Source organism: Lachnoclostridium sp. An196 (genome assembly GCF_002160135.1).
Classification (GTDB): Bacteria; Bacillota; Clostridia; order Lachnospirales; family Lachnospiraceae; genus Hominiventricola; species Hominiventricola avistercoris.
The window spans coordinates 125,362-137,681 of the sequence record NZ_NFJZ01000011.1; the positions used below are offsets into that span (position 1 = coordinate 125,362).

Annotated in this window: 13 protein-coding genes, 1 other RNA gene and 1 other annotated feature; of the genes, 1 reads left to right on the top strand and 13 read right to left on the bottom strand. The window is 47.5% G+C overall.

All coding sequences use genetic code 11. From position 1 onward, the window contains the following. Window positions 1–58: 58 nt before the first annotated feature. From B5F29_RS13225 to rlmH, 13 genes are all read right to left on the bottom strand, one after another. The gene (locus B5F29_RS13225) at window positions 59–1,348 is read right to left on the bottom strand and encodes a PTS ascorbate transporter subunit IIC (RefSeq protein ID WP_087155088.1); all 1,290 of its coding nucleotides are present in this window, start codon (window positions 1,346–1,348) and stop codon (window positions 59–61) included. Window positions 1,349–1,395: 47 nt separating this feature from the next. Then, complete coding sequence (locus tag B5F29_RS13230) at window positions 1,396–1,680, bottom strand: PTS sugar transporter subunit IIB (RefSeq protein ID WP_087155089.1); 285 nt, start codon at window positions 1,678–1,680, stop codon at window positions 1,396–1,398. A gap of 19 nt (window positions 1,681–1,699) precedes the next feature. Then, complete coding sequence (locus B5F29_RS13235) at window positions 1,700–2,152, bottom strand: PTS sugar transporter subunit IIA (protein WP_087155090.1); 453 nt, start codon at window positions 2,150–2,152, stop codon at window positions 1,700–1,702. Between the two features lie 146 nt (window positions 2,153–2,298). Next, entirely contained in the window at window positions 2,299–3,132 is an 834-nt protein-coding gene (locus B5F29_RS13240; protein ID WP_087155091.1) for a YihY/virulence factor BrkB family protein, read from the bottom strand. A 21-nt stretch (window positions 3,133–3,153) separates the two neighbouring features. Next, complete coding sequence (locus B5F29_RS13245; RefSeq protein ID WP_162608438.1) at window positions 3,154–4,464, bottom strand: SpoIID/LytB domain-containing protein; 1,311 nt, start codon at window positions 4,462–4,464, stop codon at window positions 3,154–3,156. Window positions 4,465–4,541: 77 nt separating this feature from the next. Beyond that, a non-coding RNA gene (gene ssrS, locus B5F29_RS13250) (6S RNA) lies at window positions 4,542–4,731 on the bottom strand. Between the two features lie 83 nt (window positions 4,732–4,814). Continuing rightward, on the bottom strand, window positions 4,815–5,570 hold the full coding sequence (locus tag B5F29_RS13255; protein WP_087155093.1) for a copper homeostasis protein CutC: 756 nt from the start codon (window positions 5,568–5,570) through the stop codon (window positions 4,815–4,817). Window positions 5,571–5,599: 29 nt separating this feature from the next. Further along, the gene (locus B5F29_RS13260) at window positions 5,600–5,950 is read right to left on the bottom strand and encodes a hypothetical protein (protein ID WP_087155094.1); all 351 of its coding nucleotides are present in this window, start codon (window positions 5,948–5,950) and stop codon (window positions 5,600–5,602) included. A 12-nt stretch (window positions 5,951–5,962) separates the two neighbouring features. Beyond that, complete coding sequence (gene thrC, locus B5F29_RS13265; protein WP_087155095.1) at window positions 5,963–7,456, bottom strand: threonine synthase; 1,494 nt, start codon at window positions 7,454–7,456, stop codon at window positions 5,963–5,965. Window positions 7,457–7,612: 156 nt separating this feature from the next. Continuing rightward, the gene (locus B5F29_RS13270; protein ID WP_087155096.1) at window positions 7,613–8,281 is read right to left on the bottom strand and encodes a cell wall hydrolase; all 669 of its coding nucleotides are present in this window, start codon (window positions 8,279–8,281) and stop codon (window positions 7,613–7,615) included. Between the two features lie 218 nt (window positions 8,282–8,499). Next, window positions 8,500–10,158: a 2-isopropylmalate synthase gene (locus tag B5F29_RS13275; RefSeq protein ID WP_206414215.1), complete on the bottom strand. Its 1,659-nt coding sequence runs from the start codon at window positions 10,156–10,158 to the stop codon at window positions 8,500–8,502. Between the two features lie 91 nt (window positions 10,159–10,249). After that, window positions 10,250–10,510 (bottom strand) — a binding site (T-box leader). A 60-nt stretch (window positions 10,511–10,570) separates the two neighbouring features. Then, window positions 10,571–11,086: a hypothetical protein gene (locus B5F29_RS13280; protein WP_087155097.1), complete on the bottom strand. Its 516-nt coding sequence runs from the start codon at window positions 11,084–11,086 to the stop codon at window positions 10,571–10,573. A gap of 89 nt (window positions 11,087–11,175) precedes the next feature. After that, window positions 11,176–11,655 (bottom strand): 23S rRNA (pseudouridine(1915)-N(3))-methyltransferase RlmH, encoded by a 480-nt coding sequence (gene rlmH, locus B5F29_RS13285; RefSeq protein WP_087155098.1) that lies wholly within the window; start codon window positions 11,653–11,655, stop codon window positions 11,176–11,178. A gap of 90 nt (window positions 11,656–11,745) precedes the next feature. Here rlmH and B5F29_RS13290 point away from each other — a divergent pair, with 90 nt between their 5' ends. Continuing rightward, window positions 11,746–12,207 (top strand): hypothetical protein, encoded by a 462-nt coding sequence (locus tag B5F29_RS13290; protein WP_087155099.1) that lies wholly within the window; start codon window positions 11,746–11,748, stop codon window positions 12,205–12,207. Window positions 12,208–12,320 lie beyond the last annotated feature (113 nt).

The following is a 12,320-nucleotide window of genomic DNA, read 5'->3' on the forward strand; positions in this document are numbered from 1 at the left end:
CATATGACAATGACAAGGGAATCACTTCCCTTGTCATTGCCGGTATCATTCAACTTAATTAGTGGAAGATTCCAAGAATCCAGTGCATGATTGCGCCGATGATATTGTAGTCCACATTCGGGAAGGATGCGCCTGCAATACCCAGGGCAGAGAATGCCGGATACAGGATCAGCGGCAGACCGGTCAGAGCCATACCTACGATGAAGGAACCAACCAGAGCGCCTTTCCAGCCGCCGTACGCGTTGCCGAACACACCGCAGGTACCGCCGGAGAAGAAGCAGATGCCTGCTGCCGGAATCATGATCGTGCTGCTGTGGAATGCTACCATCAGTGCCATTGCTGCCAGGCCGCCCAGGAAGGATCCGATAAATCCAACCAGCACTGCGGTCGGCGCGAACGGGAAGATAGCCGGGCAGTCCACGGCCGGTTTGGAGTTCGGAATGTACTTCTCAGAGATAGCAACGAATGCTGCGGTGATCTCTGCGATGAACTGACGAACACCATAGATCAGAACGCTCATACCTGCTGCAAACTGCAGACCCTGCAGAATCGGATAAATGAACCAGATATCGTTTCCTGCATACTCAAGCACTACATCCATGTTGCCGTTTACTACACACGCAACTACTGCAATGTAGAACAGTACAACCATGAACAGAGCTACAGAGAAGATAAAGTCTCTGAACAGCTCGAAGAATTTCGGAAGATGCAGGTTGCTGGAATCCTCTGACTCGCTCTTTCCAATTCCCATTTTGGAGAACAGAAGTCCGACATATCCAGAAAACGCATAACCGATACAGTTAAAATGACCCATAGCCAGGTTGTCCGCACCCACGATCTTGTTCATGAACGGCTGGCAGAGTGTCGGAAGCGCAGCTCCGAAGAAGCCAAGCAGGATACCGCCGAGAATAACTGTCACAACTAACGGCATATCGTTCGCAATGAAGATCAGCGCGATTACACATGCAAAATACAGGAAATGCTGACCGGTAAGGAAGATTGCTTTAAACGGTGTGAATTTTGCAACGATCAGGTTCACCACGAAACCAAGCACCATAACCAGTGCCACTTCCGTACCGTAGGTGTCCAGTGCAAGACCGGTAGCCACCTCCACCTGGGTGGTAACGCCTTCGATACCGAAAGCAGTGTTAAACAGAGTCGTAAATGTGGTTACACACGCGGACATCGCGTTGGAACCGATGTTGAATACCATGAAACCGATCACCGTTTTCATGGTGCCGCTGATCACATCCGTAGCCGGTTTCTTCTGAAGCAGAAGGCCGACCAGAGCGATCACTCCCATAATCAGTGACGTATTCCGACACTGGGCCATAATTGCATCTAACATTATGTACTCCCTCCTTAATTCATTTTATAGTGTTCGATGCTTTTTGATTATTTACCTTCTTTGGATGCCAGGAACTCTTCCATTTTTGCTTTCATTTCCGCTTTGTCCATAATGTTGCGGATACCGAGCGCATACGGAACCTTGTCCTTCAGCTCGTTGGAAAGGTCATCCATGGTGATTACCAGGTCACCGTTGAATCCCATCAGGGAATCCAGATTTCCATGCTCCGTCTGGATCGGGAAATTGTTTTCACTGATCACCTGATCTGCTTTGATTTTCAGCAGCATACTGGAACCCATACCCGCACGGCAGCAAACTAACGCTTTGTACATAATTCAATTCTCCTTTCTTTTACTCAGCACTTATTTTATTAATATAGGCCATTACCTCAGCCGGATCTGTTGTTTTGTCCAATAATTCGAAAAAGTCCTTGTCCTCAAACAAACCTGCCAGTTCGGCAAGCGCGTTCAGATGTTCGGAATTTCCCGTAGCGCACAGACAAAACATGTACTTCACCGGATCGTTCTCTTCATTCCCGAATTCCACCGGCGTCTTCAAAGTAGCGACGCCGATCGCATTTTCCAGAGCACCCGATTCCGGTCTTGCATGAGGCAAAGCCACGTGCTTCGTCAGCACAATATAAGGCCCCATCTCCTTGACACCCTTGATAATGTCGTCCACATAAGACATCTTGGCCTTATTCTCATCCACCAGCGGCTGAGCAGCCTGACGCACCGCGTCCTCCCAGTTATCCGCCTCGATCTGCAGTCTAATCAGTTTCTCACTGACCATGTCCTTCAGCATTCCTTCTCACCTCTCCTTCCTTTCTGTTATCATGCCACATCTTCCAAGCTATATTCATCATAATCCATAGCCCTGATAATTTCAATTCTGATTTGGTTCAACTTTTGTCATCAAACCATACAAAAGCCGTACCCAGATATACAGCTCTATACGTCAATTTGCACGTAACGATCTTTCAGCCACTGGTTAATCTCCATTCCTATCAGGACAATATACATGACAAAATAGAGCCAGAACATAAAGAGCACCAGCGTGGTCAGGCTTCCGTACATGTCAAACCGTCCGTTCCTCCATTCAATATACATGGAAAATCCAAAAGAAAACAGATACCATCCTATAGACGCAAACACCGCCCCCGGAAGCTGCTCAAAAAAGCCGGCCTTCCGATTGGGAAGTATTTTATACAGAAGCGCGAAAAACAGAATAAAAAGCGCAAGCATGATCACCAGTCGGAAAGACAATAAAATTCTGGTAAAAATTGCAAGCAGCGGAAAATGTTTTTCCGCAAGCAAATGAATAGAATGACCGAATACGATCAGAAGCAGCGACACCAGAAGCAGCGCCACAAAAAACAAGGCATAGACGGCGCCTCTTAAGCGCATCAAAATATAATTAGGATTCCGCTCCACCTTACAGATGGCGTTCATTCCCCGATTCAGCGCCATAAAGCTCTTGCCTGCCGACCACGCGGTCACGATTGCGGACAAAGATACGGCAGCCATGGTATGACTGTACATTTCATCTACAATTCCTAATATCCAGCTCTGGAACCCTACCGGCACAATTTCCTGGATCAGTTCATAAATGTCCGCTTTCCCGATATGCGTATACTGAATCATGGAAAGAAGCATAATCATCAGCGGCAGAAAGGAAAGCATGATAAAATAAGCCGACTGGGCCGCATATGCTCCCACATGGCTCCTTTCCATATCTCTTTTCATTTCCAATGCAGCCCTGATCAGCCGTATCACACTGTCCACTTCCTTTCTCCTGCCATCTTACTATGTTTCTCCCAGCCTTGCAAGCCGGATCCCGTTGTAAAAATACTGCAGGATTTCTTCATATCCGTTGCCCTGTTCTGCCATGATCCGCGCTCCATTCTGGCTCATACCGGCTCCGTGCCCCAGACCGCCGCCATAGACTTGGTAACCGGTAAGTTCGCCATCCGCTTCCGCAGGTTCCAGAACAAAATAGCCGCTGGGCAGCAGATTCCCTCCATCTCCTGTGCTTCCGTCATTTTTATGAATCTCACCGCCCGGAACTCCCAGCAACAGGCGTATATTATATTCATATTGGATCTTCAGAGTCCCGTTCTGTCCTCTGAGCAGCATTTGCTGCACCACGCCTCCCGTATTACGCGCTGTTATTTCCGCGCTTTCCACCATACCGATCTCTTCGTTGCCCGGAAGAACATACTGTTTTCCTTTCTGCAGCAGGATTCCGTCTGCGCTGCGGGCGGCTCTTGCGTCAGCCCATGTTTCCACATTCGCCGTAATCTGCTCCAGCGGCACATAGCAGTTCCATCGGTACCATGGTTCCGCGATTTCCAGATCTCCTGCATGTTTTGTTGTAATAAAACTATAAAAATCTTCTTCATCTGTCAGATCTTTGTCGGTTCCCATATCACCTATAATATGTCCGGTTATGTACGGTGTCAGATTCCGGTCGCCTTTCTCCCAGATCATCTCATCTGTCGTACTTCCGCAGGAAGTGGCAAAATAATATGCCTTCACAGGCGTATCCTCATACAGCATAATCTGCCCTTCTGTCTCCCTAACCGCCTGATCCGTAGTTTCCTGATTTTCCAGATTGTGATACACCTGAAAAGAAACACTGTCATCCACATGCGCTTCATATTCCGGATATGCATATTCCTGCATATGCCACACCGCATAGGTCCGCGCGCACACAGCCTGCGCTTTCAGAGCCTCCATGGAATAATATGAAGGCATCTCGCTGGGCACCACCCACCGCAGGTATTCTTCCAGCGGCAGTTCATTAACGATAACCCAGCCGTTTTCTTCCTCATAATATTCCAGTTCTCCTGCATATTCTTTATCCAGTTCCTGTTTTTCATGGAAAAGACCGCCGTCCTCCGCCAGCAGAAGCACCCGGATCGTGGCGTCTGCTCCTGGAAGACTCCATATTTCTTCCGGCTCTTCCACGTATTCCCCTTCCGGAATCTCCAGAATTTCCGCCCGTTCCCCTTTCTTCCCCGGCTCTCCTTCCCGGGCTCTGATAAGAAGGAAAAATAGGACAACGGTCATACAGAGCAGAAGAAATGTCTTCTGCCGGATTTTTTTCCATTCCATTCCCATCCTCCTGGTTTCCAGGATTAAATCCTGTGCTATAAAAAACGGGTATTGCTCTGCGCAATACCCGGTATTTTTCGTTTCCCAAAGTGCCGTTCCCTATATTTTGACGCCTAGCCACAAGCTAGGTGGGTAACCTCAACAAATGTTCAGCCTTCCACTGGCATCCTTGCGGACGGAGGCATGACATCCGATTTGCGATTTTGGAATCCCATAAACGTAAATGTAGGTTCAAAATAACAGGGTTCTCGAACACCCCAGGAAATCTGTAACTTTAGTATAACCCATTTTCTTTGTTTTGACAACAGCCCCTATAAAAAACATCCGCCAGAGCTTCCAGATACTTCCGGTTATGGAAGATCCGCCAGTATTTCAACAGCTTCCCGAACTTGTTCCTCGTCCGTTCTCCATATCTCATATTCGCTGATACCCGGAAGTCCCATAGGAATGCCTTGCCGCCGGAACTTCATCTGCGACTCTTTCGTACATTTTGCCGACATATGATAAAATTGCAATCCCGTCTTTTCATATAACTGCCTGAGATTAGACGGTTTCACGCCTGCTCCTGCCATCAATGCGATTCTGCCCCGTGATTTTTGGTTCAGACTCCGGAGAAGTTCCGCACCGTTCAAGGCACTGTCAGCCTGTCCGGAAGTCAGGATGGTTCCTATCCCCAGACTTATGGCTTCTTCCAGAGTTCTTTCCGCATCCTGACAGACATCGAATGCCCGATGAAGAGTCATCTCCATATGCCCGGCCCGGTCAAGAAGCAGTTTCATCCGCTCCCGATCCAGATTCCCGTCCGGCAGCAGGCAGCCGCATACTACCGCATCCGCTCCCAACTTCTGGAAACGGCTGACCTGATCCAACATTCTTTCAAATTCCGGCTCCGTATAACAGAAGTCGCCAAATCTGGGCCGGATCAGCACGCGGATCGGAATCTGACAGGCACGGCGTACCTGAAGAAACAGTTCTTCCTCCGGCGTCACTCCGCCGATAACCAGATGCCCGCACAGTTCCAGACGATCCGCTCCACCTTTCTGTGCGGCTACCGCCGACTCCAGACTGTCTGTACAGACCTCCAGAATGTAATTTCCATGCTCCATTCTATGTCCCTGCTTTCCGAAAAATACTCTTAAAAATATATTTTCATGGCCTTTTTCACTGCGAATGAATACCAGATCAGAACCACAAGAAATCCGACAAACATTACCCAGAACAACGTTTCGATGGGAACCACATAAGTATTCAAAACAGATACTGCTCCGTACGCAACCATGAATCCGCCTAAAAGACCAAGTTTAGGACTCATATAATTCGCATATCCCTGCAGGTCCTTACAGGTTCTTACATCAGTATCCTTGAACACCAGAAATGTCTCTATGATCTTTCCTTCTTTTTTCAGGACATACGCGCTGTACAGGGCATAAAAGCCAAACCCCAGTATCACAATATCTATCAGATTAAATATTCCGTCAAAATTCATGTCTGCCTCTCCTTACTTTATCCCAAGGAATTCTTTGACTGTCTGTTTCATCTCAGAAGCTTCGCATACCGTGCAATGACGTACCGGAGCCGTACGGATCTCTTCAATCGCAGCCGGGACCGGCACCTTGGAAATCTCTTCCAGGCAATCCACAAGTTCAAAATCTGACATTTGGCCGTACTTCTCCGCGTCGATGGCCTCCATGACGCTTCTGGTAAACTTATACGGGCTGGCCGTAGATGCGATCACGGTCTTTGTCCGGTCGCCTGTTTCGACACAGTATTTTTCATATGCGCAGGAGGCAACCGCCGTATGAGGATCCAGCACATATCCGGTATCCCCGTAAACTTCCGCTATCCGACCGGCACATTCCTCTTCCGTAGCGTAATATCCCCGGAAATCTTTCAGTTGCTCCCTCATGGCATCGGTAATCCGGTATTTTCCTTCCTGGTTCAGGGAAGTCATAAGCTTTACGTCTTCCGCTGCGTCGCTGCCCGCGATCCGGTAGATCAGCCTTTCCAGATTGCTGGAAATCAGGATATCCATGGACGGTGAAGTAGTCAGGATAAACGGACGGTTCCTGTCATATTCTCCTGTTCGGAAAAAATCATACAAGACTTTATTTTCATTGGATGCGCAGATCAGTTTCGCGATCGGCACTCCCATGAGCTTCGCATAATATGCCGCCAGGATATTGCCAAAATTCCCCGTAGGCACTACCACATTCATGGCTTCGCCTTCTTCCAGTTCCCCGCTCTCCAGAAGTTTGGCATATGCATATACATAATATACCACCTGAGGAACCAGGCGTCCGATATTGATGGAATTGGCGCTGGAAAACTGAAATCCCGCCTGATTCAGTTCCTCAGCCAGTTCCTGATCCCCAAAAATTTTCTTCACGCCACTCTGCGCGTCGTCGAAATTACCATGGATGCCAACCACCAGAGTATTATCCCCTTTCTGGGTCACCATCTGCTTTTCCTGGATAGGACTCACACCATTCTTCGGATAGAATACAATGATTCTTGTTCCCGGTACATCGGCAAACCCGGCCAGAGCCGCCTTGCCTGTATCTCCAGATGTAGCTGTCAGAATTACAATATCATTTTTTATCCGGTTTTTCCTGGCTGCCATAGTCATAAGATGCGGCAGAATCGACAGCGCCATGTCCTTAAAAGCGATCGTTGCTCCATGGAACAATTCCAGATAATACGCGTTCTCCACTTTGGCCAGCGGAGCGATCACCTCTGTATCAAACTTCTCATCATATGCGTCGGCAATACACTTTTTCAGCTCTTCTTCCGTAAAGTCTGTCAGGAAAAGTTTCATCACCTGATAAGCTGTTTCCTGATATGTCATGCCTGCCAGCTCGTCCATGGAAACATCCAGCGCGGGAATCCTTTCCGGCACAAAAAGGCCGCCGTCTTTTGCCAGGCCTTCCAGAATCGCTCTGGACGCCGGGACTTTGTTCTCTCCTCCGCGTGTGCTCTTATATAACAACTCCATCTCTCTCCATTCCTTTTCCGTCAAAATCTATTATATTCGTAACTGTTCAGGACGGCGCATCTTCTTTTCCCGCCGCCCTGAACAGTTATTTGTATTCTAGCATACCGCCCCAAAAAAAGAAAGAGGCTTTCCGCCTCTTTCTCATGTATCAGGTATTTACAAGGTATAAAAAATATGATTTCCATGTTCCAGCACCCGGTTCAGCGACTGGTCAAACCATCCGCTGCTGCTGTTGACCGACCGGAAAAATAACGCTCCGCCGGAACAATCTTCTCCATTCATTACCCGGGCTACCGCATCCACAGTGTCCTGAGATATGCTTACCTGATCGATTCGTCCGTCCGCTGTCGGAGAAAACTGGGCTTTTCCATCCTGAGTCTGATAGACCACTTCCGTCACCGTACCCGGGAAGATCCCGCTCCTTACACGGTTCATAATCACATTTGCTACCAGCATCTTACCGGTCGTATCTTCTCCTCCGGCTTCTGCTTCCACAATCTTGAGGAGAACCTGATACTCCTGCTCCTCTAAACTAAAACTGCTCCCTGCCACCTGTGCAGGCTGCGGTACCGGCTCTGCCGGCACGGCTTCCTCAGCGGCTGGCTGTTCTGCTGTCACTTCTGCTGCTTCTTCTTCCGGTGTTTCTGTTTCGACGTTCTCTTCTCCTGTTTGAACTTCTTCCTGAAAAACAATTTCCATTTCTTCAGTAAGGGCGTTCTCCGCGGCATACACAGTCAATGTGCCGGCTCCACAGGAGTTAAAGGATGCAAAGCCTGATATCAGAGTTCCTAACACAAGCGCCGCACCCAGATAGCATCTACGCATACATACACTCCTTTACTTTTATTTAGTTGTTTGACCATAGCCTGTAGCTTTCGGCCTTCGAATTGGCATTATAGACCCGATCAGGCATGTAAGTCAAGATAAATATTACAATTTTGTTAAGTATTATGAACAGTTTTTTTCATTTTTATGACAGCAAAGCAAAAAAAGAACGCTTTTCACAAAAAAATGTGAAAAACGTTCTCTGTTTTTGTCGTATGTTATTTGATAGAATGATTGATAGCCGTCAATAATGCATCAATGGAAGCACGAATAATATCCGGATCAATGGCCGCGCCCCAATGCACTTTTCCGTCCGGAGTCTGGATTCCCACATATGCGATGGCGCTGGAACTGGAGCTCTTTGTCAGCGCATGCTCCTGATAGGTAACCAGATTATACTCGAAACCATAGGCTTTTTTCAGCGCGTTGCTCACAGCATTGAGACGTCCGTTTCCGGATGCCGACGTCACCTTTCTTTCTCCCTGGTATTCTGTCGTCACTTCTGTAGTAATGCCGTCTGTCTGCTTAAAATGAACTTCCGTAATATGATACGGCTCCTGAATACCTACAAATTTCTCCATGAATACATCATAGATTTCATCAGGCTGCAGTTCCTTATTCTGTACATCTGAGACTGCCTTCGCCGCATATCCCATGACCTCCCGCATACCGGCCGGCATCACGATACCATAGTTGCGTTCCAGAATATATCCGACTCCGCCCTTGCCGGACTGGCTGTTGATACGGATCACATCCGCATCGTAGCTTCGGCCCACATCGGTGGGATCAATGGGCAGGTATGGCACGGTCCAATGTTCCGGTTGCTTCTCTTCGATCCATTTCATACCCTTCGCAATCGCATCCTGGTGGGAACCGGAGAATGCCGCGAACACCAGAGCTCCGCTGTACGGATTTCTTTCGTTCACTTTCATGCCTGTGTATTCTTCATATTTGTCGCAAATTTCCGTCATATCCGAGAAATCCAGTTCCGGATCGACACCCTGCGAATACATATTCATGGCTACTGTAACAATATCCACGTTTCCGGTTCTCTCTCCATTGCCGAAAAGGGTCCCTTCCACACGATCCGCTCCGGCCAGGAGTCCCATCTCCGTATCGGCCACCCCGCATCCGCGGTCATTATGCGGATGGAGGGATACCAATACGTTTTCTCTATAGTTTAAGTGTTTGCTGACATACTCAATCTGCTGTGCATAAACATGCGGCATGGAATGCTGTACCGTCACCGGGAGATTGATAATCGCTTTCCGCTCCGCCGTGGGCTGCCATACATCCAGCACAGCATTGCATACTTCCAATGCGTATTCCGGCTCTGTTCCGGTGAAACTCTCCGGGCTGTACTCAAACCGATATTCCGCTCCGGCCTCTTCTGTCAGTTCTTTCAGAAGCTTCGCTCCTTCGACGGCAATCTGCTTGATTTCCTCCTTTGATTTGCGGAACACCTGCTCCCTCTGCGCCAGAGAAGTAGAGTTATAGACATGAACAATCGCATTTTTCACGCCTTTCAGTGCTTCAAAAGTTTTCCGGATAATATGCTCTCTGGCCTGCGTCAATACCTGTACGGTCACATCATCCGGGATCAGATCCTGCTCGATCAGGGCGCGCAAAAACTCATATTCCGTCTCGGAAGCTGCCGGAAATCCCACTTCTATCTCTTTAAACCCGATCTTCACAAGAAGTTTGAAAAAATCCAGCTTCTGCTGCAGCGTCATCGGCACCACCAGCGCCTGATTGCCATCCCGCAGGTCCACGCTGCACCATACGGGCGCATGGTCAATATAATCCTTCTCTGCCCAGTCCATACATCTTTCAGGCGGCATAAAATACTGTCTGGTGTACTTTCTGTAATCCATCATTTTTCTCTTTCTCCTTTTTCCACTTGATATAGAAACAATACAGGAAAATAAATTTTGATACAAAAAAATCCTCCGTCTCCCGGATCTTACTCCCAGAGACGAAGGACAACTGTCCCACGCGGTACCACTCTATTTTGCGAAAAACTCACACACTCAACGGATACGGAATTACTTCTTATATCCTTCCCTCTATAACGGCAGGGCCCCGTCTGTGTCTACTCTCTCCCGCATGGCGAAAGATTTCGGACAGCCGCTCGGAGGCGAGTTCCAAACATCCTCTCCACTGTCTCGCACCACCCGACAGTTCTCTGCAGTCAAGTCCGAATGTACTATTCCTCTTCATCGCATTTCCTATTTGTTTCAGCTGAATTTATGATAGCAAAAAACACTGTTACTGTCAATCCCCGATTTTTTATCCCCGAAAATTCATTCCATAACAATAATGGACGAAAAATATGTACGCCGCCCAGACAACCGCAGCCACGCCAAACACCAGTATCGTTTCCCACTGATTAAAGGCGCTTCGGATCAGCCAGAGATTTGTTGTAATAAAAATCAAAAACGGAAACAAGACAATCGACCAGAAACGATATCTGCGATATGTTTTCTCCGACATACCTTCCGGCATATAATTCTCCGGGTGAGTCATCTCACAGTGAACTACGATGCCGAACCTGCTCGATGTGCGGTATGCGCGGTATTCAATCCCATCGATCTCAAATCTGGGGGACATTCCTTCTTTCGTGATCACCATATCCAGTTTCTCTTCTTTCGCGAATTTCAGCAATTCATCTGTAAATTCTTCCGGTTTACTGCATCTTGTGTCCGGCATAAAAGAGAACTCTCTTTTTCTTTCAAACCGCGAAAATGCCATATAATCTTTTGTAAACTGGGCAAACACGGAGCCCCTTTTTTCTTTTTCTTCCATATAGAATGTACCTCCCCTCTATCTTCCTGCTTCCTTTATAAAGGATATACCAGGTATAAAGTCAAGTTCACAGACATAATTATAAAAAATTATTTATGATACGGCTCATGATTCCGTATTCGGAAACTCCGGTAGATCTGTTCCAACAGAATAACCCGCATTAGCTGATGCGGAAACGTCATTCTGGAAAAACTAAGCCTGTAGTCTGCCCGGGCGAGCACTTCCGGCGCAAGTCCCAGGGACCCGCCGATCAGGAAAACCAGATGACTTATGCCATTTACATTCCAACGCTCCATCTGCGCGGCAAGTTCCTCGGAATCCAGAGCCTTCCCATCTATGTCCAGCGCAACCACAAACGCGTTTTCCGGAAGCTTCTGAAGAATGCGCTCCCCTTCTTTCCTCTTGATCTGAAGTTCCAGCGATTCCCCTGCCCCATCCGGCGTCTTTTCATCAGCCACTTCCATAATCTCCGGTCTGCAATAGCGCCCCAGCCTTTTGACGTATTCCTCTATAGCCGCGTTAAAGTATTTTTCCTTGATCTTTCCCACTGCGATCACTGTTATTTTCATATTTTCCTCTCCTTTGGCATTGATTATAACACGAATTTCTTCTATAATAAAAAATATTTAAATTACAATCAGAAAAAGGAGCAACCGTTTATGTCAGAATACAAATCGGCCAAGGAACGTTTTGCGGAAGCAAAATCTTCTGCATGGGCTTTCCTTGTCATAGGCTGTGCAGGTTTCCTGATAATCACCGCAGCTTTAACCGGCATTATACATATTCCCCTCAGTCAATTTTCTCTGATCGTTCTGGATGCAGTTTTTATTATTTTTATTGGAATTGCGATTCTGTCTTTCCGCCATGCGGTCCGGCTTACCGGAGAAATAACTGATGAAACCGATCTGGAGGAACGCATTCGCCAATGGGCAGCGGATAATCTAAGACCAGAGGAGCTGATGGTAGATCTGGACACCAATACTACGGAAGAAATGAAATATTTTCTTATATCAGAAATGGTCCGGGAACGCCTGATGCGTGCATTTCCTGAAGTGGATGATGCCTATGCAGAGGAATGGACAGAAAATTTTTATAATGAAAACTTTTACAGCGAATTATAATCTGACTAAGACTTCCCATACCCAAAATGGGCTTCGCACCTTGAAAATTCAATACTTCAGCTAACAAAAATAGCGATTTATGCCACTATAGCCTCTGGATGGAGTGCATTACG

What these genes read in the sequence shown, in the direction of transcription:
- B5F29_RS13225 (WP_087155088.1), bottom strand. Translation starts at nt 1,348, where the DNA reads ATGTTAGATGCAATTATGGCCCAGTGTCGGAATACGTCACTGATTATG.
- B5F29_RS13230 (WP_087155089.1), bottom strand. Translation starts at nt 1,680, where the DNA reads ATGTACAAAGCGTTAGTTTGCTGCCGTGCGGGTATGGGTTCCAGTATG.
- B5F29_RS13235 (WP_087155090.1), bottom strand. Translation starts at nt 2,152, where the DNA reads ATGCTGAAGGACATGGTCAGTGAGAAACTGATTAGACTGCAGATCGAG.
- B5F29_RS13245 (WP_162608438.1), bottom strand. Translation starts at nt 4,464, where the DNA reads ATGGAATGGAAAAAAATCCGGCAGAAGACATTTCTTCTGCTCTGTATG.
- B5F29_RS13255 (WP_087155093.1), bottom strand. Translation starts at nt 5,570, where the DNA reads ATGGAGCATGGAAATTACATTCTGGAGGTCTGTACAGACAGTCTGGAG.
- B5F29_RS13260 (WP_087155094.1), bottom strand. Translation starts at nt 5,950, where the DNA reads ATGAATTTTGACGGAATATTTAATCTGATAGATATTGTGATACTGGGG.
- thrC (WP_087155095.1), bottom strand. Translation starts at nt 7,456, where the DNA reads ATGGAGTTGTTATATAAGAGCACACGCGGAGGAGAGAACAAAGTCCCG.
- B5F29_RS13270 (WP_087155096.1), bottom strand. Translation starts at nt 8,281, where the DNA reads ATGCGTAGATGCTATCTGGGTGCGGCGCTTGTGTTAGGAACTCTGATA.
- B5F29_RS13275 (WP_206414215.1), bottom strand. Translation starts at nt 10,158, where the DNA reads ATGATGGATTACAGAAAGTACACCAGACAGTATTTTATGCCGCCTGAA.
- B5F29_RS13280 (WP_087155097.1), bottom strand. Translation starts at nt 11,086, where the DNA reads ATGGAAGAAAAAGAAAAAAGGGGCTCCGTGTTTGCCCAGTTTACAAAA.
- rlmH (WP_087155098.1), bottom strand. Translation starts at nt 11,655, where the DNA reads ATGAAAATAACAGTGATCGCAGTGGGAAAGATCAAGGAAAAATACTTT.
- B5F29_RS13290 (WP_087155099.1), top strand. Translation starts at nt 11,746, where the DNA reads ATGTCAGAATACAAATCGGCCAAGGAACGTTTTGCGGAAGCAAAATCT.